Origin of the sequence: Rhodoplanes sp. Z2-YC6860 (assembly GCF_001579845.1) — a bacterium.
Lineage (GTDB): Bacteria > Pseudomonadota > Alphaproteobacteria > Rhizobiales > Xanthobacteraceae > Z2-YC6860.
Genome location: NZ_CP007440.1, coordinates 7747735 through 7770092, shown reverse-complemented (window position 1 = coordinate 7770092; position 22358 = coordinate 7747735). Strand labels below are relative to the sequence as shown.

Sequence of the window (22358 nt, the reverse complement as noted above, 5' to 3'; positions counted from 1 at the left end):
GGCGCCCTGCCGCGTCACGCATTGATCCGCCGGTGGCGGAACAGGAAATAGACCGGAATTCCCAAAGCGATCATGCCCAATCCGGCGAGGCTCTCCTTCGGCATCGTCCACAGCGTGTTGACGATCAGCAGCACCGCACAGCCGATGAAGATGAGCGGCGGCCACGGAAACCATGGCGTTCGATAGGCCGGCGCCGGAAGTGTGCGGCGGAAGTAGAACAGGCTCGAGGTCGTAAGCGCATAGAAGATCCACGACGCGAACACGATGCAATTGGTGAGTTGGTCGAAAGTGCCGGAGGCCGCCAGCACGCAGGCCCACACGCCCTGGACGACCGTGCTCGCGACCGGCGAATGCGTGCGCGGGTGAGCCTGGCCGAGTCGCGACCACATCAAACCGTCCTGGGCCATCGCATAGGGCACTCGTGCGCCCGTCAGGATCGATCCGTTCATGGCGCCCAGCGCGGAAAACACGAAGGCGAGCGAGAGAATCGTTACGGCAGCCCCGCCGAAACTATGCAGCGCGGCCTTGATCGCGACCGGCATGGCGTCGGGATGAAGCGTGGAGTTCGAGTTTGCGACCTCTGCAAACGGCAAGGCGTAGAAGTAAGCAATATTGGCACCCACGTATAAAAGGAACACGGCGATGACGCCTCCGACGAGGGATTGCGGGATCACGCGGTCCGGATAGCGGATCTCACCGGCTGCCATTGGCAGGTTGTTCCAGCCGTCGTAGGCCCAAAGCGCAGCGAGGACGGCCAGCCCGAAGCCGGACCAGCTCTTCCATCCCGCGGCCGATGCGCTTCCGAGATGATCCCAGCTCGTGCCGGCACCGAAGGACATAATCGCGGCCGCAAGCGCCATGACCATCACAATCTTCACCGCGGTCATGACGGTCTGCACGGCGCCACCGAACAGGACTGAGAAGCAGTTCAGGACCGTGAAGAACCCGATCACCGCTATTGCCGCTTCAAGTCGGTAATTGCCAATCGGCACGAGGCTTTCGAGAAACGTCACGCCGCCGATCGCGTAGGCGGCGATCGAGCCCGGCGCGGCGATCCAGAACCGGGTCCATCCGTAAAGAAAGCCGGTGAGGGGGCCATAGGCGTTGCGCAGGAAAACATACTCGCCGCCGGCCTTGGGGAACAGGCAGCCCAGTTCGGCGTAGGTCAGCGCCCCCATCAGCGACAGCGCACCGGCCGCAAGCCACGCCAGCAGGACATAAAGTGGCGCTCCTGCGTCCTGGGCCATCCCGGCCGTTTTCAGGAACACGCCGGTGCCGATCATGGATCCGACCACGATCGCGAAGGCTTCCTTGAAGCCCAGCCGCCGAAGGAGATCGACGCTTATCATGGGGCGATCATCCTTCAACGGGACTGCCAGAAGCAAATGCTGATCGGGCTTCAGAACCAACGGCACGTATTGGGAAGGTGGCTGCAATCTTCAACAAAGAATCGGATGTGAGGTGAAGCAATCAAAGCAGAGCGGACTCGGAACGGCATGATTGATCCCGTCCACGGCTTATACTGGACGCGGAAGTCGAATCCGGGTTTTTTCGAATCCCTTTCTTGCGACAGGATAGACCACATGGCACTTACGACATCGCGTAGCCGCTGGCTTGATGCCGGCTTTGCCTTGATCGCGGTCGCGTCTGTGGCAGCGGTATCAACCATTGGCCAGATCGCGACCTATCCGAATCTCGCACCGTGGTACGCCGGTCTGACCAAACCGGCGTTCAATCCGCCAAACTGGGTCTTTGCGCCGATCTGGACCGCGCTGTACCTGCTGATGGCATTTGCAGTCTGGCGGATTCTTCGGTCACCGGACAGTCCGACGCGCCGAATCGCGTTGATCTTGTTTTTCACCCAATTGGTGCTGAACGCAGCTTGGTCCTGGATGTTTTTCGGCGCCCACAGTCCGCTTCTCGGGTTGATCGACATCGTCCCGCAACTTGCGGCGATCTTCGCAACCATCGTGGCGTTCTATCGGCTGGACAGATTGGCCGCTTGCTGCATTGTGCCGGTGGCGGCCTGGGTCGGGTTCGCGCTCGTCCTCAACGTTTCGGTGTGGGTGCTGAACCGTTGACGCGTGGCGATGAGCCCGGCGGTGGTTCTTGACGCCTGTCTCATGCCACGCGCTCCGAGGAACGTCCTAGGCTCATCGAAGACGGCCGATCGAATCCTTTTGGCTGACAGATCAAATCAAGGGCAGGTCTAACCGCGCGCCTCGGTCCGGCTGGGGCCCGCGCCTTCGGACACCTGCCGCTCGGTGCTCGACAGGATGCTCGGCACCAGGCTCTCCGAGAAGCCGGCGAGGAAACACCACACCGTCACCAGCGCGAGATCCTTCGAGGGCACCACGAACGACATCGAGTTGTTGGCGGTGTTGATCCATTCCATCGCCATGTTCTCGAACTTCGGGAAGATGGCGCCGTTGATCAGGCCCGACTTGAAGAAGAAGAACATCACCAGCGCGCCGCACACTCCGACGCCGGCGCGCAGCAGGGAGTACGAGAACTCCCGGTGCAGGAACACCTCGTCGAGGCTCATGCCGCTCCAGTCGCGCTGGATGGTCAGCAGGCGGCTGAAGAACGCGCCGAGCAGGCCCGACACCAGCGCGGTATAGAGCGCGAACAGCGTCCAGTATGTCGACAGCTCCCGTCCGCCGTGGAAGTCCAGCCAGATCGCGATGTAGGGCAGGACGGCCAGCATGAAGGCCACCAACATGCACCACAGGATGTTCTTCGTGGCCTGCTTGCGGATCGGCCGGCAGAGATAGCGCTTCTTGGCGTGCCAATGCAGCCGCTCCATGATCCGCAGCAGCAGACCGCGCAGCACGGTGTCGTCAGCGGCGCTGTTGGTGTCCGACGAGGCTTTGGCGATGGCGTCGTACTGGACGCGGAAGCGCTCCGCCTCGACCGGCTGCTCGAAGGCGAGCTCGTCGAGACGCGCTGCGATCTCCTGGCGCAACTGGATGCCGCTCAGCAGCATCTCGATCATGCGTTCCGCGCGATAAGCCTCATCCCAGGCCGCCTCGGATTCCGTCGCGGCCTTCTCCTTGTGGGGATCGAGGAACTCGGCGAGCGACGCGTAAGTGCGCTTCTGGTTTTCGGTCTGCAGCGAGGATTCGTCGATGCAGCGCAGCCGCACCTCCAGATTGGTGCGATAGAGGCGCAGCATGTCGAAGCCGGCCCGGGTGATGGGCGCGTTGCGCTTGCGGCGGGCTCGAAGCGAGCGATGACGCTCGGCTGCGGCTTTTGGACCGGTGTCTGTGCCGGTTGCAGGTGCGGAATCGGATACCAATTGAAATGTCATTGTGTCGCCTCCTGAATAATCATGTCGCGTGTGCGACGCCGTACCAATTTCGGAAGCAAAGACGATATGCGGTGACGTTCGCCGCAGGCAGCGCAGTTGTAAAGTGAGAACCATCACACTCGATGCGAGCGACGGCCTGGCGAGCCGGCTGTGGTATCGGCGAGAGATTGATTCAATTGACGCTGAAGTGCTCTCACGTTCGCGGGCATCGAAGATGGCGATGTACGGTAGCGAACTTTGAACAGGCGTCGACCGGCTAGGCGAATCGCCGCGCGTCTGACACAACAAGTGCGCAATAAGAAAAATTCAGGCCTGACCTGTGCCCCGCACATCGTCCTCCCTGCTTGTGCGGGGCCTCATTTTTTTTCAGCGTGGTCGCCACCGCTTGTGAGCGCATAAGTCTCAACGCGCGGGCCATGGCCACACGCTATTGAGGCGGTCTGACCGTGCATTGTATCCTTCGGTCTCTGACCGGACGCTCGACGTGTTTGTCGACCCGACACATTGCACGCAAGGATGCATCGGATGGCCAAATTCATCATCCAGCCGCATGGCCGGCTGCAAGAGTGGATCGCTGACGAGAAGGGCTACTTTCGCGATGAGGGGCTGGATTACGAGTTCCAGCGCGGTCCCTCGTCGAACACCCAGAAGCTGGTCGATGCGTCCGGCAAGGTCGCCGATCTGAAGGCCGGGGCCTTCGAGTCTTACGAAAAGGGCGGCGGCAACAAGGGCGTGAAGTCCGATATCTCCTGCGCCTGTCACTGGACCGTGAATCAGGCGGCATCGGAAAAGATCGGCAAGATGTGGGGCAAATCCTACGTGTTCACGCCGGGCGGCATCATGGTGCCGCCCGAGTCGAAGATCACGGAGCCGGAGCAACTTGCCGGGCAGGAGATCGCGGTCGGCTATCACTCCGGCAGTCACTACACCACGATCCAGTCGCTCGAGCCCTATATGCCTCGCGATCAGATCAAGCTTCGATTCGGCGGCTCGATCTGGGCGCGCGTTGACATCGGCGTCGGCCGCGATCTGCCGGCCGTCAGCGTGTGGGGGCTTTCGTTCCAGGTCCTGGAGCAACTCGGTTTTCGCAAGGTGGTCGACGCGTCCTTCATGATCGCTTTTATGTTTCCGCCGAACGCCGATCCGGCGGACGTCGAGAAGTACATGAACGGCATGAAGCGGGCGCAGATGGAGCTCGACTTCGCGCCGGAGAAATATCGCCACTACTACCGCAATGAAATTCCGGATCGATACAAGGACAAAGTCGATGTTCGCCGCTTCTCGACCGGCGAGCGCATCGTGTTCCTGCCGTATACGCAGGAGGTCTACGAGAGGACGCAGGCCTGGATTCACGAGCGGGGCATCTTCGAAGGCCAGCCGCCGGTTCCCGACTACGCCGCGTCGGTTGCGGCGTAGCAGCCGCCACGGCTGAGGTGCCGATGCGCGTATGTAAGGACGCTTCGATGGCGAGAGCACGAGGGTCTTAGTCGTGCAGTGGCCGAAATGGATGCTTCGTACCAAAACGCACGGCCGGCCGTCGGCCTCGCGGTTGCCCGAGCCACCGCGCTGTTCGGGCCGAATCCTGCTGTCCCATGCGGTCGAGGGCTCGATCATGCATTTGCCCGACAGCCTCGCCGCTTACCCCGCCTTCGTCGTGGCGGGGCGCAAGCGTCAGGCCACGTCCTCCGACGTCGCATGGTTTGATGGCAATCATCTCGCGGTCGCCAACATGTATGGCGGACACCTGCGCATCTACCGCCTGCACGAAGACAGCGGTGGCCTGCCGAGCCGGCTTGAGCGTCTGAGCGAGAAGCGCGGCCTTTCGTTGCCCGAAGGCATCGCCGTGTCGCCGGATGGCTCGTTCGTTGCGGCGACCCATTCGCTCTCGGAGGAAGGCATAACGCTGCACGCGATCGAGCGCCCTTCGCTCACGCTCGGCCCGACCGAGGTGCTGTGCGCCGGGCGGGACGGAAGCGCATTTCACGCCGCGAGCTTTTCCCCGGACGGACGGCACATGGGCTACACCGTGATCGGACGTGAACGGGCCGTCGAGGTTGTGCGGATGCGCGACCGTTCGATGACCTGCCGGCTCGACACGTTTCCGGCGACGCTCTTGCCCAAGTCGGTGACGTTCTCCACCGATGGGCGGTTCGCGCTGGTCTCGCTGAGTTTCAATGCAGGACCTGCGGACACGGGAAACTACGGCGGCGGGATGCTCACGGTTCACCGCTTCGATGCGCAAACCGGCGTCATCGAGGCGGCGCCGGCAGCGCAATACAGGGCCAAGGGCACCGATCTGGGCTTTCTCGACATGGCGATCTTCCTGCCGGAGAAAGACGGTCACGCCTATCGCATCCTGGTCACCGACCAGGCCAACGACTTGATTCCGGCCTATGCGTTCGACGCCGCTACAGGGGTCCTGCGGCCGGACGGTGTGTTCCTTGACGGGCTGTCGTTCCCCCACGGCATCGACGCGCACCCCGACGGTCGCTACGTCGCGATCGCCACTTTCGGCGACGACAGTGTTCACATCGCAGCGGCTGCCCTCCGGTAGCGGGCGATCGTTCGCGCGCTAGGCGTGCGCGCCCGATGTCGCCGCAAGAATGCGCCGATAGATCGCGTTGAGCTCTGTTGCGAAGACCGAGGGCGAGAACAGCGCGCTCGCGCGAGTGCGGCCGGCCTTGCCCATGGCGATGAGGCGTTTCGGATCGTCGGCAAGCGTCTCGATGTGCGCGAGCGCCCGCTCGATATCGAACGGCGGAATGACGAAGCCCTCGATGCCGTGGCGCACCAGTTCCGGCACGGCGCCGCGATCATAAGCGATGACCGGACGCCGCGCCGCCATGGCCTCGACCAAAGTCCGGCCGAACGACTCGGCCACCGCCGAGAACGACACCACCACATTGAGCTGACGAACCGCCTCGACCGGGTTTGCGACATAGCCCGCAAAGCGCAAATTGACCTGCACGTTGTCGCGGCGTAGGCCTTGGGCAAGCTCCTCGATGTGTGCGGTGTGCGGCCCGAAGACGATGAACTCAAGCTCAGGCCGCCGCGACGCCGCGAGCGCCGCCAGCCTGACGAAGGCGTCGATGCCTTTTTTCGGATGATTGCTGCTGATGATGCCGATCTTGAGCGCGCCCGGCTTGACCTCGTTCGCCATGTCGAAGGCGTCGACATCGATGCAGTTGTAGAGCCGGAAGCTCCGGCTCTGGACGCCATAGAGACGATGCGTCGCCTCCGAATTGGCGATGATGAAATTCGCCGTGGCGCGGATCCTCGCGATGATTTCGGCCGGCTCCAAGCCGAACAGGCCTGCGAGATGATCATCCTGGTCGATTAACTCGCGCGCATGCACGATGCACGGAATGCCGGCTTGGCGCGCGGCGAGCAACGGGTCCATCAGTGTGATGGTGTTGACATGCACGAGGTCGATCGACCGGCGGCGAATGAACTCGGCAAAGCGGGCGATCGTCTCCGGTTTGGACGGGCAGGCGCCGCTCCACCATGAATACGGAAACACCTCGATGGCGTCGGTGTAACGGCCAATCGCCTGCATGTACTCCGCGTTGGTGGCCGGGATGACGGCGCAGACATCGTAGCGGTCACGGTCGATAGCGGCGACGATGGAAACGAGACTTCGCTCCGCGCCAGCGAGATACGCCTCAGCCGAATGGCCGATGACCGCGATGCGCGGCTTGCGCGCGCTCGCGCGCCGCAGGATTGAGGACAACAACGAGGTCTTCATCGCCCACCGTGCAGCCCGAAGCACACCACCCGCAAAGCCGGCATTGGCCGATGTCCGTTCTCACGATGGTTGTCAGGGGCAGGTCGGCAGCGGGCGCCAGGCAAAGCGAAGACCCCAGTGGATATTGCGGCAAAACCTGTCTGGGGCACCAATCGCTATTTGGCTGTTGAATCTTGCGATGGTTTCCGGGCGATCGCAGCCGCCGCGTCGCCGAGCAGGCAATTGGTGATGATGGCCGAGTATGAATCCTCGTCGGTCGTGATGCTGGACATGCAGGTCTTCGGTTTGTAGCGCTCGTGGAATTCGAAATGGCCGCTGCTGTTGGACGTGGTGACGTATTTGCCGTCGAGGGTGACTTTCGTGTTCGGGCGAGCCTGACCGGTCACGAGCAGCACATCGTCGGCGTAGACCGAATCGATGATGCGGATGGAGGCCGAAGTCGAATTCACGCCAAGCAAAAGGAGCGCTGCGACGATTGCACTCGATCCACGCATGATCGCTTCTCCTTTGGAGCGTCGGCTGTTCATCATATAAGCCGAGCATCTAGGGGCGGCAACGCGACATGTGCGACCGGTCATGCTCCAGGCAGAACACGGGCGCCGGTTCGGAAGTGATGCAACGCATTGCCGCGCTCACGACACCGCCGCCGTCAGGCTATGATATTGACGAACATATTTGTTCATGATAAGTTCTGATTTGCCTCGCTCATCTGAGGGCGTCTTCCGGAGACGATCGGCTGGCGGAGCGGGGTGTGGCGCCTGCAGGCGTGGCTCGTGACCACGTCCCAGGGTGTGCGGTCATCGTCCGTCCCCGATGAGGGGGCCGCCTTCAGTGGCAGGGCGCGGTCGGGTGAAAGCGGAAGCAAATGCCCCCTGGAGCATGGTGGGTGAAAGCCCAGCCGGTCCGATCGAATCTCGAACGGTGGCCTCGCAATAAATCGCCACAGGGGAGCGCCGGAAGGCGTGCGTGCCGGTCAAACGGCACGCGGCACCCTCGCAAGGTGCCGACTAATAAGTAGCGCCAACCGGCGCTCCGCTTCCCTCAGGGGAGGCAACGAAACCCGGGCATGGCCTGGACAAACCGACAGGGAAATCTGGCGATCCGCGCGGTTCATCGCGTGGAGCCGAGAACGCATGTGTGCAGGGCTGTTTGAAAATTGAATCTGAGACCACACCGGTGCCGGCCGCATCCCACCGGCGTCATTCCGGGGCGCGCCGGAAGGCGCGAACCCGGAATCCAGACGCGGATTCGGTGTGTGCATCTGGATTCCGGGTTCGCTCCAAAGCGCGTCGAAGACGCGCGTATACGCGCTGGTGCCGCTCGCGCCCCGGAATGACAGCGGAGTATGTGTGGAGGTTGGCGCAACATATGCGAAAAATGCAAAGTGCCCGCCGCATGAAGGAATTTTCCGAACGCCTGCCGATCGACGATGCGCTGCCGGGACTCACGGCGGCGCTGCGGCAGTATCACGCCGCGGTGCTGGTGGCGCCGCCCGGCGCGGGCAAGACCACCCGCGTGCCGCTGGTGCTGATCGACGAGCCCTGGGCCGCGGGCAAGAAGATCCTGGTGCTGGAGCCAAGGAGGCTCGCGGCGCGTGCCGCCGCGGAGCGCATGGCCGCGACGCTGAAGGAAAGCGTCGGCGACACCGTCGGGCTTCGTGTGCGCTTCGGCTCGAAGGTGACGCGCATGACCCGCATCGAGGTGGTCACCGAAGGCATTTTCACGCGGCTCGTCCTCGACGATCCTTCGCTCGACGGCATCGCCGCGGTGCTGTTCGACGAATTCCACGAGCGCTCGCTCGATGCCGATCTCGGTCTTGCGCTGGCTCGCGACGTGCAAGTCGGCCTGCGTGACGATCTGAAGCTTCTGGCCATGTCGGCCACGTTGGATGGCGCGCGCGTCGCGAAGCTTCTGGGTGACGCGCCGGTGGTCGAAAGCGAAGGCCGTGCCTTTCCGGTCGAGACGCGTTATCTCGGCCGCGACACCCGCGAGCCGATCGAGCGCCAGGTGGCCGATGCGGTGGCACGCGCGTTGCGCGCCGAAGCAGGCTCCGCGCTGGTGTTCCTGCCAGGGCAGGGCGAGATCCGCCGCACCGAGACGCTGCTGAAGGAGCGCCTCGACGATCCGGCCGTGGATGTGGTGACGCTCTACGGCGCGCTCGATGCGCAGACCCAGGATCGCGCGATCTCGCCCGCGCCGAAGGGCAGGCGCAAGGTGGTGTTGGCGACCGCCATCGCCGAGACCTCGCTGACCATCGAGGGCGTGCGCATCGTCATCGACAGCGGGCTGGCGCGCGTGCCGCGTTACGAGCCCGACGTCGGCGTGACGCGGCTCGAAACCGTCCGCGTGTCGCGGGCCGGCGCGGATCAGCGCCGCGGCCGTGCCGGCCGCACCGAGCCGGGCGTCTGCTACCGGCTCTGGGACGAGCCGCAGACCGCATCGCTCGAAGCCTATGCGCGGCCGGAGATTCTGGCGGCCGACCTGTCGAGCCTGCTGCTCGATCTCGCGCAGTGGGGCACGTCCGATCCTTCGACGCTGTCGTTTCTCGATCCGCCGCCCGCGGGCGCGTTGTCCGAAGCGCGGGCGCTGCTCGTTGAGTTGGGCGCGATCGATTCGCAGGGCCGCATCACCGACGAAGGCCGCATGCTGCGCCGTTTGCCGCTGCCGCCGCGGCTCGCCCGCATGGTGGTCGATGCGGCGCGCGAAGGGGAGGGACAGCGCGCCGCCGACATCGCGGCGATCCTTTCGGAGCGCGGGCTCGGCGGCGACGGTATCGATCTCACGCACCGTCTCGAGCAATTCCGCCGCGACCGCTCGCGCCGCGGCGAGGATGCGCGCCGCATGGCGAAGCGCTGGGCGGAGGAAGCCCGGCTTTCTTCTTCACCTCCCCCTGAAAGGGGGAGGTCGACGCGCGAACGCGCGTCGGGTGGGGGTCACTTCGCGCGCCAGCAGACCCCCACCCCGACCCTCCCCCTTTCAGGGGGAGGGGGCGCACTGTCCGGGTCGCAGGAGAATCTTTCCATCGGCGCCATCCTCTCGCTGGCCTATCCCGACCGTATCGCCAAGAACCGCGGCGCGAACGGCGCGTTCCTGCTCGCCAACGGCCGCGGCGCCAATGTCGATCCGGCGTCGCCGTTGTCGCGCGAGCCGTTCCTCACGGTGGCCGAACTCTCCGGAACCGCCGCGCAGAGCCGTGTCCTGCTGGCAGCGCCGATCGCGCTCGAAGACATCGAGGCGCGCTTCGCCGGGCAGATCGAAAGCCGCGAAGACATCGCCTTCGATGCCGGATCGGCGAGCCTGCGCGGCCGAAAGAGCGAGCGCCTTGGCGCCATCGCGCTGGCCGAGCGGCCGTTTCAGATGACGCCAGGGCCGGAGGCCGCGAAGAAGCTTGCCGACGGCATCGTGAAAGCTGGCCTCGCCCGGCTGCCCTGGACCAAGGCGCTGGAGCAATGGCGCGACCGCGTGATGTTCCTGCGCCGTGCCGAAGGCGACGAATGGCCCGATCTTTCGGATCCCGGCCTGGCGGCGAATGCGGACGACTGGCTCGTGCCGATGCTGGACGGCAAGACCGCGCTGTCGGGCGTCACGGCCGACGAGCTTTCGACCTCGATCATGGCGTTGCTGCCTTGGCCTTTGAAGCGGCGGCTCGACGAGGAGGCGCCGACGCATTTTTCCGCGCCGTCCGGCTCGTCGGTGCCGATCGATTACGAGGCCGAGGAAGGCCCGAAGCTTTCGATCCGGGTGCAGGAGCTGTTCGGCATGGACCGGCATCCGAGCATCGCCAAGGGCAAGGTCGCGCTGCTGGTCGAGCTCTTGTCACCCGCGCACCGGCCGGTGCAGGTCACCCGTGACCTGCCGGGCTTCTGGCGCGGCTCCTACGCGGCGGTGAAAACCGAGATGCGCGGCCGCTATCCGCGTCATCCCTGGCCCGACGATCCGCTGCACGCCCCCGCCACCCGGCGCGCCAAGCCCCGGGGGACTTGAGGCGGATGATTAAAATGCGAACGATCGCCGCAACTGGCGCTCCACCATCGAGGCCAAAAGCCTCGCCCGTCCAGCATGGCGTTAGCTTCATTTTGAGCGATACCCGCACATCCTGCCGCGCAAATCGGGGAGTCTGGTGTGCGGCAGGTCGTGTACGCATTCATTTTCATGGTGGTTGCCGGGTTGGCCGTCGTGCACCAGCTCGACCGCTCCAGATCGGGCAACAACGGCGCCAACGCGCTCGCCATGGCCACCAAGAAGCCTGCGGCGCCCGAGCCGGCTTCATCGAGCAGCAACAACTACCGCACCGTCACGCTGGTCAGCGACCGGCGCGGCTACTTCCAGACCGATGTGCAGATCGATGGCCGGCGGATCGAATTTCTGGTCGACACCGGAGCGCAGAGCGTCGCGCTGCGCGAAAGCGATGCAGCACGGCTCGGCATCCATCCGTCGGCGCGCGACTACAACATCCGGACACAGACCGCGAACGGCGTCGGCCGGGCGGCGCGGACGCGGCTCAACCGTGTCGAGCTCAAGGGCATCACGATCTACGACGTGGAAGCCATCGTTGTGCCGGACGAACAGCTCAGCACCAATCTGCTCGGTATGACGTTCCTGTCGCGGGTCAAGTGGACCCACGAGCACGGCCGGCTGGTGCTGGAGCAGTAGTCGTTTCATCATTATTTTCTGCTATTGGGCGTCTCGCGGCCGCCTGCGACCGCATTTCTGTCTCATCCATGCTTCAGTTGAAGCTGTCGCTGCCCGCATTTGAGGATTTCCATGTTCCCCAAGCCTAAAGCCTCGTTGACCCCGAATACCTATGCCTATGAGTCTGAGCCGATGGTGAAACCCACCGGCTTTCGCGAATACGACGCGCGGTGGCTGCTCGGCAAAGAGATCAACCTGATGGGGATGCAGGCGCTGGGCATGGGGCTCGGTACTCTGATCCGCGAGATGGGCCAGCGGCCTGAGATCGTCACCGGCCACGACTTCCGCAGCTATTCGGCTTCGGTGAAGACCTCGCTGATCTCGGGGCTGCTCGCCGCCGGCTGCAAGGTCCATGACATCGGGCTCGCGGTGACGCCGATGGCCTATTTCGCGCAGTTCGCGCTCGACGTGCCCTGCGTCGCGATGGTGACGGCCTCGCACAACGACAACGGCTGGACTGGCGTGAAAATGGGCGCCAATCGCCCGCTCACCTTCGGCCCCGACGAGATGACGCGACTGAAGGAGATCGTGCTCAACTCGGCGTTCAAGCTCGAGGGCAACGGTTCGTATCATTTCGTCGAGAACTTCCCGGCGCGCTACATCGCCGACCTGACCAACCGGCCGAAGCTCAAGAGAAAGCTGAAGGTGGTGTGCGCCTGCGGCAATGGCACGGCGGGCGCGTTTGCGCCGACGGTGCTCGAGGCGATCGGCTGCGAGGTGATCAAGCTCGACTGCGACCTCGATTACACGTTCCCGAAGTACAATCCCAATCCCGAAGACCTCGAGATGCTGCACGCCATGCGTGACGAGGTGCTGCGCACCAAGGCCGACGTCGGCCTGGGCTTTGACGGCGATGGCGACCGCTGCGGCGTGGTCGACAATCACGGCGAGGAGATCTTCGCCGACAAGGTCGGCGTGATGCTGGCGCGGGACATGTCCACGCTGCAGCCGAATTCCACCTTCGTGGTCGACGTGAAGTCGACCGGACTCTACGTCACCGATCCGGTGCTCAAGAAGAACGGCGTCAAGGCCGACTACTGGAAGACCGGCCATTCCTACATGAAGCGCCGCACCAACGAGCTGCACGCGCTGGCGGGCTTCGAGAAGTCGGGCCATTACTTCTTCAACAAGCCGTTCGGCCGCGGCTTCGACGACGGGCTCGTGTCGGCGATCGCGATCTGCGAGATGATGGATCGCAATCCCGGAAAGTCGATGTCGGACTTGAAGGACGCGCTGCCCAAGACGTGGGGCTCGCCGACCATGTCGCCGCATTGCGACGACGAGAAGAAGTACGGCATCGTCGAGCAGACCGTGAAGCACTTCGAGGCCGCCAAGCAGAAGGGCGAGAAGGTGGCGGGTCAGGCGATCCGCGATCTTGTCACCGTCAACGGCGTGCGCGTCACGGTCGAGGACGGCACCTGGGGTCTGGTGCGGGCGTCGTCCAACAAGCCGGAGCTGGTCGTGGTGGTCGAGAGCCCGGTTTCCGAGGCGCGGATGCGCGAGATGTTCAAGGCGGTGGATGCCGTGCTTCGCACCCATCCCGAGGTGGGTGCCTACAACCAGACGATCTGATATGTCTCAGCCGCCGAGGAAGTCCTTCAGTGCCTTGGTGAACATCGCCGGCTGGTCCATGTTGGAGATGTGGCCCGCGCCCGGCAGCACAATGTATTGCGAGCCGGGCAGCTCGTCCTGCATCACCTTCATGGCCGATGCGTTGTGGCCGTCCTTCTCGCCGCACATCCACAGCACCGGATGCTTGACCTTCGGCATCAGCGGCCGGAAGTCGTGATCGCCCAGCGCGGACGAGCAGCCGACGAAGCCGTTGACCGGCGTGGTCAGGATCATCTTGCGGATCACGTCCATGTGCGGCGGGTTGGCCTTCAGCGTCTCCGGCGGGAACCAGCGCTGCATGGTGGATTCCAGAAGCGCCGGCATCCCGTCCTTCTGCGCGACGGCGATGCGCTCCTCCCACTGCTTGTGCGTTTCGGGCGACGAGCGGCCGGGGTTGTCGCAGAGAACCATCTTCTCGAACCGGTCCGGATAGTTCTGCACGAGGCCCATGCCGGTCGCGCAGCCCATCGAAACGCCGCACCAGTGCGCCTTCTTGATGCCCAGCGCATCCATCAGCGCGATGACGTCGGCGCACAGCACTTCGAACGTGTAACGGCCGGGCGGATCTTCGGTGAGGCCGTGGCCGCGCTGATCGTAGGCGAGCAGGCGGAACGAGCCCTTCAGGTCAGCGACCTGCTGGTCCCACATGTGCAGGTTGGTGGCGAGCGAGTTGGAGAAGATGAGCCACGGCGCGTTGTCGGGGCCGCTGATCTCGTAATTGAAGGTGATGCCGTTCGCCTTGATTTTCATGTCTAACCTGCAACCGTTGTTTTCACTCTGTATAGCGCCAGCGGATTGTCCCAGTACGCGCGTCGCGCCAGTTCTCCGCCCAGGACCTTCTCGACCAGATCGATGTCGGACGGCTCGAACGGCCGCTGCGCGCGTGTCGAAGGAATGTCGGTGCCGAACACCAGCGCGTGCGGGCTTTGCTTCGCAACCGCTTCCAGCGCCTTTGGCACGTCCATCTTCACGCGGCCGAAGCCGGTTGCCTTGACCTTGCAGCCGGCAGCGACGAGTTCGAGCAGCGTCGGAATTCCGGCCTCGGTCATGCCGAGATGGTCGATGCAGAGCTGCGGCAGCTTGGCGAGCCTGTCGACATGCGGCTTGAGCGCGGCCGCATCGGCGTAGATTTCCGAATGCCAGCCCGCGACCGAATGCACGCGCGTGGCCAGCGCCACGATATCGTCGACGCTGTCGATCCGGCCGCGCAGCACGTTGAAGCGCACGGCGCGGACGCCGATGCCGTTCAGCTTGGCGATCTCGGCGTCCGGATAATCGTTCGGGATCTGCGTGACGCCGACCCAGCCGGTGCCGAGCTTCGGCAGCACGTCCATCAGATAGGTCTGGTCGTTGGCCTGGAACGAGCCGGACACCACGGCGCCGGCGATTACGCCGAGCGGCTTGGTCTGCGCCAGATAATCCTGCAGCGTGAAGTTCGGCGGCGTGTAGCCCTGGTTTTCGACGATCGGGAAGCGGTGATCGATGATGTGGCAGTGGCTGTCGAACAGCTTCCGCGCCGGCTGCGCCTGCGCGCGATCGAGCGCCGCCGTCGCGGCCAACGCGGCCGCGCCGGAAAGCCATTCACGCCGGTTGAGCCTCATGCGGCACTCCAGGATTTGCTTGCCTAGAATTTTTTCCGAAACGGATGCGCCGGATAGACGCCGAGAATCTTCAGCGTCTTGGGCTGGCAGACGAAGTCGAGCTCCTCGAGCGCCAGTTCGACCGCGCGGTCGTTGGGATGACCTTCGACGTCGGCATAGAACTGCGTCGCCGTGAAGCTGCCGCCGACCATGTAGCTTTCCAGCTTGGTCATGTTGATGCCGTTCGTGGCAAAGCCGCCCAGCGCCTTGTAGAGCGCGGCCGGGATGTTGCGCACCTGGAAAATGAAAGTCGTGACCACCTTCTGCCGGGGCTTCGGCTTCGCCCACTTCTCGGTGCGCGACAGCACGATGAACCGCGTGGTGTTGTGCTTGGCGTCCTCGATGTTGGTGGCGAGGACGCGCAGCCCGTAGATCTTCGCCGCGAGCTTGGTGGCGATCGAGGCTCGCGTCTTGTCGCCGGCTTCCGCCACTTCGCGGGCGGAGCCCGCGGTGTCGGCGGCGACCACCGCCTTGATGCCAAGCTTGCGAATGACGTTGCGGCACTGGCCGAGCGCGTGGACGTGGCTCTCCACGGTCTTCAGCGTCTTGAGGCTCGCGCCCTTCACGGCCAGCAGCTGGTGATGCACCGGCATGAAATGCTCGCCGATGATGTGCAGCTTCGAGTTCGGCATCAGATGGTGGATGTCGGCGACGCGGCCCGCGACCGAGTTCTCGATCGGGATCATGCCGAGCTCGGCGCGGCCGTTCCGCAACGCCGCAAAGCAGTCCTCAAACGTGGCGCAAGGCACGGCTTCGGCGCCCGGATAAGCCTCTTCGATCGCCAGGTGCGAATTCGCGCCCGGCTCGCCTTGGAACACAATACGCTTTTTGCTCATGATGGATGGTCAGTCGGTGTCCTTGGTGGTGCGCAGGATGTCGCCCCACTTCTCGATCTCGTCGTGCAGGTACTTCGTCAGAAACACCGGACCCGTGGCGCGCGGCTTGACGATGCCGATCTGGTCGAAGCGCCTCTGCACATCGGGATCGGCCAGGGCAGCGTTCATCGCTGTGGTGAGTTTTTCGACAACCTCAGCCGGCGTGCCCTTCGGTGCGTGCAAACTGACCCAGGTGGTGGCTTCGTAATCCTTCAGCCCCATCTCGTCGAAGGTCGGCAGGTTGGGAAATGGCTTCCAACGCTCGCCCGTGATCGACACGGCGATGGGGCGGACCTCGCCGCTTGTGCCGAGATTGCCGAGCGACGACAGCCAGATCATCGAGACACGGCCGCCCAGCAGATCGGTCGTGGCCTGCGGCGTGGAGCGGTAGGGGATGTAGCGCAAGTCCACGTTGGCCATTTTCTTGAACAGAGAGCCGGCGAGGTGGCCGGCCGAGCCACGGCCGTTGCTGGCAAACGTCAGTTCGCCCGGATGCGCTTTGGCGTAAGCAAGGAACGACTTGTAGTCGGTGACCGGCACCTCCTTGTTCACAACCAGAACCATCGGCGTCTGGCCCACGATGGTCACGGGCTGCAGGTCGCGCACCGGATCGACCGTGGCGTTTGGATACAGCTCCTTGATGGTGCCGACCGTCGGCCCGATCGTGAGCAGCGTGTAGCCGTCAGGCTGCGCCTTGGCGACCTGGCCGATCGCCAGCGTGCCGCCGGCACCCGGCTCGTTTTGAACGACGATGTTCTGGCCGAGAGTCTTGGCCATGTGGTCGGTGATGATGCGTGTCGTCACGTCGACCGCACCGCCCGCGCCCGAGGCGCAGACGATTGTGATGGTCCGCTCCGGCCAGGCCGCTTGCGCCGGCCGGACAGCGGAGAATGTTCCGGCAGCCAGGGCAGCAGCAGACAGAAGCAGGAGCGAGCGACGCAACATGGCTTTCCTCATCGACTTTCTTGTCAGGTTTATCGGCAGATCGTGGTGCGGGTTATACTGATCTTTGCCGCGGAATAGCGGATTTTTATCGCAACAGCTTCCGCGCCGTTTCCAGGTCCTCGGGCGTGTCGACGCCGAGCGGGACGCTGTCCACAACGGTGACGTCGATGCGCATGCCGGCCTCCAGCGCCCGAAGTTGCTCCAACCTCTCGCGCCGTTCGAGCGGTGAGGGCGGCAGACCGACGAAACGCTGCAGCGCGCTTCGGCGATAGGCGTAGAGTCCGATGTGGTGATAGAGCGGGCCGTCGCCCGAAGGCGCGGTGGCGCGGGTGAAGTACAGCGCCCGGAGCCGCGTCGGGGTCAGCGGCGAGCCGATCACCTTCACCACGTTGGGGTTGGTGCGCTCCTCGGGCTTTCTGATCTCGGCCGCCAGTGTGGCGATATCGACCGCTGGGTCCTTCAACGGGCCGAGGGAGGCGGCGAGATCGGCCGGATTGAGGGTCGGCAGGTCGCCCTGGACGTTGACCACGATCTTGGCCCGACCGTCCGGGTCGGCGATGCCCAACGCCTCGAAGATCCGATCGGAACCGGACGGATGGTCGGCCTGCGTCATCAGCGCCCGGCCTCCGGCTTTTTCCACAGCCGTGGCGATGGTCTCGTCATCGGTTGCAACCACAACCGGGCCGATTTTGGCCTCCTCGGCCCGGCGCAGCACCTGCACGATCATGGGCAGGCCGGCGATGTCGGCCAGCGGTTTTCCGGGCAAACGCGTCGCGTGGAGGCGGGCCGGAATCAGGATCAGAACGTCGTCAGCCTTGGCCATCGCGCATGCCGGGTTTCGAACGGAAAAACAGCGCCAACGGGACGCTCCGCGGCCGCGTTATACGGGTTGCCAGGAGCGAGGAAAACCGGGTATTTGTGCGCCGCCGCGCCTCCTGCGGCGCAAGCCTCAGCCGCTTACCCAGCTGGCACCAGCAAGAGCCCGTCGCGATGGATTCCTTCGAACTGAACAAGATCATGGGCGCCGTGCTCGGCACCTGTCTCGCGCTCCTGTCGCTGAACATCGCGGCCGGCGCGATCTTCTCGTCCCACGAGCCGGAAAAGCCGGGTTACGAGGTCGCGGTCAAGGAAGAGCCCAAGGCGGGTGCGCCGGGAGAGAAGGCGCCGGCTGAGGTGCCGCTGCCGGTTCGCTTCGCCAGCGCCGATGTCAGCCGTGGCGAGGCTTCGGCCAAGAAGTGCATGGCCTGCCACACCCTGGGCAAGGGCGAGCCGAATCGCGTTGGGCCGAACCTCTGGGACATCGTTGGCCGGCCGAAGGCGTCGGAGGCGGGCTTCAATTATTCGGCGGCGATGAAGAGCCAGAAGGGCAACTGGACGCCCGAGGACCTCGACGTCTATCTGACCAACCCGCGGGGCATGGTGCCGGGCACCAACATGAGCTTTGCCGGCATTCCGCGTGGCACCGAGCGCGCCGATCTGATCACGTTCCTCAACACCCACTCGGACAAGCCGGTCGAACTGCCGAAACAGGCGGCGGCTGCGGATGCGCCCAAAGACGCGCCGAAGAAATAGGCGTCGTCGAAGTCCAACCGGCGCGCAACATTTCAGGCGCTGTCCGGTTGTCGTTCAGGTGGCTTTTTCAGCTTGCTGCTGCCGCAGATGTGATGGCGCTGCGGCGGTCTGCCCATGGCGGGCCACCGGAAAACCGACATAATCGGTTGACCATCGTGGCCTTGTGATTAAGGCCATCCGGAGCTTTGCATGCGCCTGACCCGCCGAGCGATCCTCAAAACCGGCGCCGCGGCGCTTGCTGTGCCCTCGCTTCAAAATCTCGCGGCATCATCCTCAGCGCTGGCGCAGGAAGCCGCTGCGTCCCGCGTCTGGAAGCACGGGCTGTCGCTGTACGGCGACTTGAAATATCCCGAGGGCTTCAAGCATTTCGATTACGTCAATCCCAGCGCTCCGAAGGGCGGCGTGGTGCGGATGATCGCGATCGGCACCTTCGACAATTTCAATCCGGTCGTGGGCGGCGTGAAGGGAACGATCGCGGCCGGCATCGAGCTGGTCACCGACACGCTGTTCACCACGGCGATGGACGAGGTCGCTGTCGGATATGGATTGCTGGCGGAAGCCGTGACATTCCCGCCGGACTATTCGTCGGTCACCTATCGGTTGCGCGCCAACGCCAAATGGCACGATGGCGTGCCGGTGTCCGTCGATGACGTGCTGTTCTCGCTTAATTCGTTCAAGACGTATCATCCGTTTTATTCAGCCTACTACCGACACGTGACGAAAGCGGAGAAGACCGGCGAGCACGAGGTAACCTTCACCTTTGACAGTCCGGGCAATCGCGAGCTCCCGCAGATCGTCGGCGAGATCAATATCCTGCCGAAGCACTGGTGGGAGGGCACCGACAAGTCTGGCAGGAAGCGCGATATCTCGGCGACGACGCTCGAGCCGCCGCTGGGCGCCGGCGCCTATCGCATCAAGGACTTCACACCGGGCCGCAGCGTCTCCTACGAGCGCGTGCCGGACTACTGGGGCAAGGACCTCAACGTCAACATTGGCCGCGATAACTTCGCCGAGTTGCGCTTCGAATATTTCCGCGACTCAACCGTCGCAATCGAAGCCTTCAAGGCTGACACGATTGATTGGCGGACCGAAAACAGCGCCTTGAGCTGGAACACGGCTTACGATTTCCCCGCCATAAAGGACGGCCGCGCGATCAAGGAAGAGTTTCCCGTCAACTCCTCCGGCGTCATGCAAGGCTATGTCTTCAACATTCGCCGCCCGCAGTTCGCCGATCCACGCGTGCGTCGCGCTTTCAACTGCGCGCTCAACTTCGAGGATCTGAACAAGCAATTCTTCTTCGGCCAATACAAACGCATCACGAGCTATTTTGACGGGCTCGACCTCGCGTCCAGTGGATTGCCGCAGGGCGACGAACTCGCGATTCTCGAGACTGTACGGGACAAAGTGCCGCCTGAGGTGTTCGCCACGCCTTACAGCAATCCGGTCAATGGTACGCCCGAGGAAATCCGCGCGAATCTCCGCGAAGCCACACGGCTGTTGCGTGAGGCCGGCTACGAGGTTCGCAATCAGAAGCTCATCAACGTCAAGACAAGCGAGCCGCTGACCGTCGAGGTGTTGATCGACAACCCCATCTGGGAGCGGATCGTTCTGCCGTACAAGGGCTGGCTGGAGCGGCTTGGCATTCAGATGACGCTTCGGCGTGTCGATGATGCGCAATACGAGCAGCGGCTCCGCAATTGGGATTACGACATGATCGTTGCGACCTGGGGTGAGAGCCTGTCGCCCGGCAACGAGCAGCGCAACTACTGGACGTCGCAGGCCGCCGACCAGCAAGGCTCGCGCAACTACGTCGGCATCAAGAATCCGGCGGTCGACGCGCTTGTCGATCGCGTGATCTTCGCCAAGAGCCGCGCCGAGCTTGTTGCCGCCACCAAGGCGCTCGACCGCGTGCTGCTCTGGAATCACTACGTCGTGCCGCAGTGGACCTACGGCAAACTGCGCTCGGTGCGGTGGGATCGCTTCAGCCGGCCCGAGACGCTGCCGAAATACGGCAATGGCGCCTTCCCGACCGTCTGGTGGTGGGACCAGGCCAAGGCCAGCAAGGTGGGATCGCGCACGTGAGAGGGCTCTCGCGCCGCGGTCTTCTCGGTGTCGGCGCTGGCGCTGTTGTTTCTGGTACTCTTGGTTGGCCCTCCGGGCCGCATGCGCAACCGGCCGAAGGCGCCACCAGCCACGGCATCTCGGCTTTCGGCGATCTGAAGTATCCGGCGAATTTTTCGCACTTCGATTACGTCGATCCGAGAGCGCCGAAGGGCGGCGTATTTTCGCAGATCGGGCCGGGCACGATCTACAATCAGAACCAGAACACCTTCAATTCGCTGAACAGCTTCATCCTGCGTGGCGACGCCGCTCAAGGCATGGAGCTGACGTTTGCGTCGTTGATGGTTCGCGCGAACGATGAGCCCGACGCGATGTACGGGCTTGCAGCGCTCGGCGTGAACATTTCCGCCGACGGGCTGACCTATCGTTTCTTGTTGCGCCCCGAGGCCCGTTTTCATGATGGCACGAAGCTCACGGCCCATGACGTCGCCTTTTCGTTTGTCACGCTGAAGGACAAGGGTCATCCGATCATCACGCAGTTTCTGCGCGATTTCTCAGGCGCTGAAGCCATCGACGAAGCCACGGTGGTGGTGCGCTTCGCGGAGAAGCGCGCGCGGGACGTGCCGCTGTTCGTCGCCGGATTGCCGATCTTTTCGCGCGCCTACTACGCCAAGCATCCGTTTGACGAATCGACGCTCGACATTCCGCTCGGCAGCGGTCCCTATCGCGTCGGCAAGTTCGAGGCCGGACGCTTCATCGAATATCAGCGCGTCGCCGACTGGTGGGGCGCCGATCTGCCGGCGTCGCGCGGCCAGAACAACTTCGACACGTTGCGCTACGAATACTACCGCGACCGCGACGTCGGCTTCGAAGGCTTCACCGGCAAGACCTATCTGTTCCGCGAGGAGTTCACCTCGCGCATCTGGAACACCCGCTACGACTTTCCGGCGTTCAGGAGCGGCCGGGTCAAACGCGACATCCTTCCCGATGACAGTCCGTCGGGGGCGCAGGGCTGGTTCATCAATGTCCGCCGGCCGCAGTTCAAGCATCCCAAGGTGCGCGAGGCGCTGATCTGTGCCTTCGACTTCGAGTGGACGAACAAAACCATCATGTACGGGGCCTACGATCGGACCCAGTCGGTGTTTCAGAACTCCGACATGATGGCGCAGGGCAGGCCCGGCCCGGAGGAGATCGCGTTGCTCGAGCCGTTCCGCGGCCGGATCCCCGACGACGTGTTCGGCGAACCGTTCTCGCCGCCGGTGTCCGACGGTTCGGGCGCCGACCGGGCGCTGCTGCGGCGCGCCTCGCAACTCCTGTCCGAGGCCGGCTATCCGGTGAAGGACGGCAAGCGGCTGACGCCGAATGGGCAGCGGTTAACTGTGGAATTCCTGTCGGACGAGCCTTCCTTCCAGCCGCATCACATGCCTTACATCAAGAACCTGCACACGCTCGGCATCGACGCGCGGCTGCGGCTGGTCGATCCGGTGCAGGCGCAGCAGCGGATGAAGGATTTCGATTTCGATGTCGTCATTCAGCGCTTCGGCTTTTCGTCGACGCCGGGCGATTCGCTCCGCACCTACTTCTCGTCCAAGTCGGCGGACATCAAGGGTTCGCAGAATCTCTCCGGCATGGCCGACCCGGCCATCGACGCCATGATCGAGCGCATCATCGCGGCGCAATCGCGGGCCGAGCTCACGGTGGCCTGCCGGGCGCTCGACCGGCTGATCCGAGCCGGCCGTTATTGGGTTCCGCAGTGGTACAAGGCGTCGCATTGGATCGCCTATTGGGATACCTTCGGCTGGCCGAAGACCAAGCCGCGCTACGCGCGCGGCGCGCCAGAAACCTGGTGGCATGATGCCGCCAAGGCGTCCAAGATAGAGCAACCGGGATAGGATCAGCCGCAAGCC

At 63.9% G+C, this 22358-nt stretch carries 18 protein-coding genes; 9 read left to right on the top strand and 9 right to left on the bottom strand.

Annotated features, from left to right (window positions below):
* Positions 1-14: 14 nt before the first annotated feature.
* Positions 15-1349: an APC family permease gene (locus RHPLAN_RS36135; RefSeq protein ID WP_157100706.1), complete on the bottom strand. Its 1335-nt coding sequence runs from the start codon at positions 1347-1349 to the stop codon at positions 15-17.
* 234 nt (positions 1350-1583) lie between these two features.
* Between RHPLAN_RS36135 and RHPLAN_RS36130 the strand changes: the two genes are divergently transcribed.
* The gene (locus RHPLAN_RS36130; protein WP_068029276.1) at positions 1584-2081 is read left to right on the top strand and encodes a TspO/MBR family protein; all 498 of its coding nucleotides are present in this window, start codon (positions 1584-1586) and stop codon (positions 2079-2081) included.
* Between the two features lie 128 nt (positions 2082-2209).
* On the opposite strand, the gene RHPLAN_RS36125 is transcribed toward RHPLAN_RS36130, so the two are convergent.
* Complete coding sequence (locus tag RHPLAN_RS36125) at positions 2210-3310, bottom strand: hypothetical protein (protein WP_157100705.1); 1101 nt, start codon at positions 3308-3310, stop codon at positions 2210-2212.
* 525 nt (positions 3311-3835) lie between these two features.
* On the opposite strand from RHPLAN_RS36125, the gene RHPLAN_RS36120 reads away from it, so the two are divergent.
* Together RHPLAN_RS36120 and RHPLAN_RS36115 are read left to right on the top strand one after the other, a co-directional pair.
* The gene (locus RHPLAN_RS36120) at positions 3836-4726 is read left to right on the top strand and encodes a substrate-binding domain-containing protein (protein WP_068029270.1); all 891 of its coding nucleotides are present in this window, start codon (positions 3836-3838) and stop codon (positions 4724-4726) included.
* A gap of 73 nt (positions 4727-4799) precedes the next feature.
* Positions 4800-5864 (top strand): lactonase family protein, encoded by a 1065-nt coding sequence (locus RHPLAN_RS36115; protein ID WP_210180571.1) that lies wholly within the window; start codon positions 4800-4802, stop codon positions 5862-5864.
* An 18-nt stretch (positions 5865-5882) separates the two neighbouring features.
* On the opposite strand, the gene RHPLAN_RS36110 is transcribed toward RHPLAN_RS36115, so the two are convergent.
* Entirely contained in the window at positions 5883-7043 is a 1161-nt protein-coding gene (locus RHPLAN_RS36110; RefSeq protein ID WP_198164637.1) for a glycosyltransferase family 4 protein, read from the bottom strand.
* A gap of 167 nt (positions 7044-7210) precedes the next feature.
* Positions 7211-7549, bottom strand: coding sequence for a hypothetical protein (locus tag RHPLAN_RS36105; RefSeq protein ID WP_157100703.1), 339 nt, complete (start codon positions 7547-7549; stop codon positions 7211-7213).
* A 901-nt stretch (positions 7550-8450) separates the two neighbouring features.
* Here RHPLAN_RS36105 and hrpB point away from each other — a divergent pair.
* From hrpB to RHPLAN_RS36090, 3 genes are all read left to right on the top strand, one after another.
* Entirely contained in the window at positions 8451-11039 is a 2589-nt protein-coding gene (hrpB, locus tag RHPLAN_RS36100; protein ID WP_068029259.1) for an ATP-dependent helicase HrpB, read from the top strand.
* Positions 11040-11177: 138 nt separating this feature from the next.
* Positions 11178-11708, top strand: a complete 531-nt coding sequence (locus tag RHPLAN_RS36095; RefSeq protein ID WP_068029255.1) for a retropepsin-like aspartic protease family protein — start codon at positions 11178-11180, stop codon at positions 11706-11708.
* A gap of 111 nt (positions 11709-11819) precedes the next feature.
* Positions 11820-13319, top strand: a complete 1500-nt coding sequence (locus RHPLAN_RS36090) for a phosphomannomutase/phosphoglucomutase (protein ID WP_068029252.1) — start codon at positions 11820-11822, stop codon at positions 13317-13319.
* A 6-nt stretch (positions 13320-13325) separates the two neighbouring features.
* Here RHPLAN_RS36090 and RHPLAN_RS36085 read toward each other — a convergent pair whose 3' ends face one another.
* From RHPLAN_RS36085 to RHPLAN_RS36065, 5 genes are all read right to left on the bottom strand, one after another.
* Complete coding sequence (locus tag RHPLAN_RS36085) at positions 13326-14108, bottom strand: alpha/beta fold hydrolase (RefSeq protein WP_068029249.1); 783 nt, start codon at positions 14106-14108, stop codon at positions 13326-13328.
* A gap of 2 nt (positions 14109-14110) precedes the next feature.
* Positions 14111-14959, bottom strand: coding sequence for an amidohydrolase family protein (locus tag RHPLAN_RS36080; protein WP_084246262.1), 849 nt, complete (start codon positions 14957-14959; stop codon positions 14111-14113).
* A gap of 23 nt (positions 14960-14982) precedes the next feature.
* On the bottom strand, positions 14983-15834 hold the full coding sequence (locus tag RHPLAN_RS36075) for a prephenate dehydratase (protein WP_068029245.1): 852 nt from the start codon (positions 15832-15834) through the stop codon (positions 14983-14985).
* A 9-nt stretch (positions 15835-15843) separates the two neighbouring features.
* Entirely contained in the window at positions 15844-16818 is a 975-nt protein-coding gene (locus tag RHPLAN_RS36070; protein ID WP_198164636.1) for a Bug family tripartite tricarboxylate transporter substrate binding protein, read from the bottom strand.
* Positions 16819-16903: 85 nt separating this feature from the next.
* Entirely contained in the window at positions 16904-17641 is a 738-nt protein-coding gene (locus RHPLAN_RS36065) for a 3-deoxy-manno-octulosonate cytidylyltransferase (protein WP_068029239.1), read from the bottom strand.
* Positions 17642-17808: 167 nt separating this feature from the next.
* Between RHPLAN_RS36065 and RHPLAN_RS36060 the strand changes: the two genes are divergently transcribed.
* The 3 genes from RHPLAN_RS36060 (at position 17809) to RHPLAN_RS36050 (ending at position 22343) form a co-directional block, all read left to right on the top strand.
* Complete coding sequence (locus RHPLAN_RS36060; protein WP_068029236.1) at positions 17809-18390, top strand: c-type cytochrome; 582 nt, start codon at positions 17809-17811, stop codon at positions 18388-18390.
* Between the two features lie 189 nt (positions 18391-18579).
* Positions 18580-20472 carry an extracellular solute-binding protein gene (locus RHPLAN_RS36055; RefSeq protein ID WP_068029233.1) on the top strand — a complete coding sequence of 631 codons (1893 nt, stop codon included), beginning with the start codon at positions 18580-18582 and terminating at the stop codon, positions 20470-20472.
* Positions 20469-22343 carry an extracellular solute-binding protein gene (locus tag RHPLAN_RS36050; protein WP_068029231.1) on the top strand — a complete coding sequence of 625 codons (1875 nt, stop codon included), beginning with the start codon at positions 20469-20471 and terminating at the stop codon, positions 22341-22343. Before RHPLAN_RS36055 ends, RHPLAN_RS36050 begins: the two co-directional genes overlap by 4 nt.
* Positions 22344-22358 lie beyond the last annotated feature (15 nt).

Bases quoted from the DNA above. Each gene is read 5' to 3' on its own strand.
- RHPLAN_RS36135 (WP_157100706.1), bottom strand. From the start codon at position 1,349: ATGATAAGCGTCGATCTCCTTCGGCGGCTGGGCTTCAAGGAAGCCTTC.
- RHPLAN_RS36130 (WP_068029276.1), top strand. From the start codon at position 1,584: ATGGCACTTACGACATCGCGTAGCCGCTGGCTTGATGCCGGCTTTGCC.
- RHPLAN_RS36125 (WP_157100705.1), bottom strand. From the start codon at position 3,310: ATGACATTTCAATTGGTATCCGATTCCGCACCTGCAACCGGCACAGAC.
- RHPLAN_RS36120 (WP_068029270.1), top strand. From the start codon at position 3,836: ATGGCCAAATTCATCATCCAGCCGCATGGCCGGCTGCAAGAGTGGATC.
- RHPLAN_RS36105 (WP_157100703.1), bottom strand. From the start codon at position 7,549: ATGCGTGGATCGAGTGCAATCGTCGCAGCGCTCCTTTTGCTTGGCGTG.
- hrpB (WP_068029259.1), top strand. From the start codon at position 8,451: ATGAAGGAATTTTCCGAACGCCTGCCGATCGACGATGCGCTGCCGGGA.
- RHPLAN_RS36090 (WP_068029252.1), top strand. From the start codon at position 11,820: ATGTTCCCCAAGCCTAAAGCCTCGTTGACCCCGAATACCTATGCCTAT.
- RHPLAN_RS36085 (WP_068029249.1), bottom strand. From the start codon at position 14,108: ATGAAAATCAAGGCGAACGGCATCACCTTCAATTACGAGATCAGCGGC.
- RHPLAN_RS36080 (WP_084246262.1), bottom strand. From the start codon at position 14,959: ATGAGGCTCAACCGGCGTGAATGGCTTTCCGGCGCGGCCGCGTTGGCC.
- RHPLAN_RS36075 (WP_068029245.1), bottom strand. From the start codon at position 15,834: ATGAGCAAAAAGCGTATTGTGTTCCAAGGCGAGCCGGGCGCGAATTCG.
- RHPLAN_RS36070 (WP_198164636.1), bottom strand. From the start codon at position 16,818: ATGTTGCGTCGCTCGCTCCTGCTTCTGTCTGCTGCTGCCCTGGCTGCC.
- RHPLAN_RS36065 (WP_068029239.1), bottom strand. From the start codon at position 17,641: ATGGCCAAGGCTGACGACGTTCTGATCCTGATTCCGGCCCGCCTCCAC.
- RHPLAN_RS36060 (WP_068029236.1), top strand. From the start codon at position 17,809: ATGGATTCCTTCGAACTGAACAAGATCATGGGCGCCGTGCTCGGCACC.
- RHPLAN_RS36055 (WP_068029233.1), top strand. From the start codon at position 18,580: ATGCGCCTGACCCGCCGAGCGATCCTCAAAACCGGCGCCGCGGCGCTT.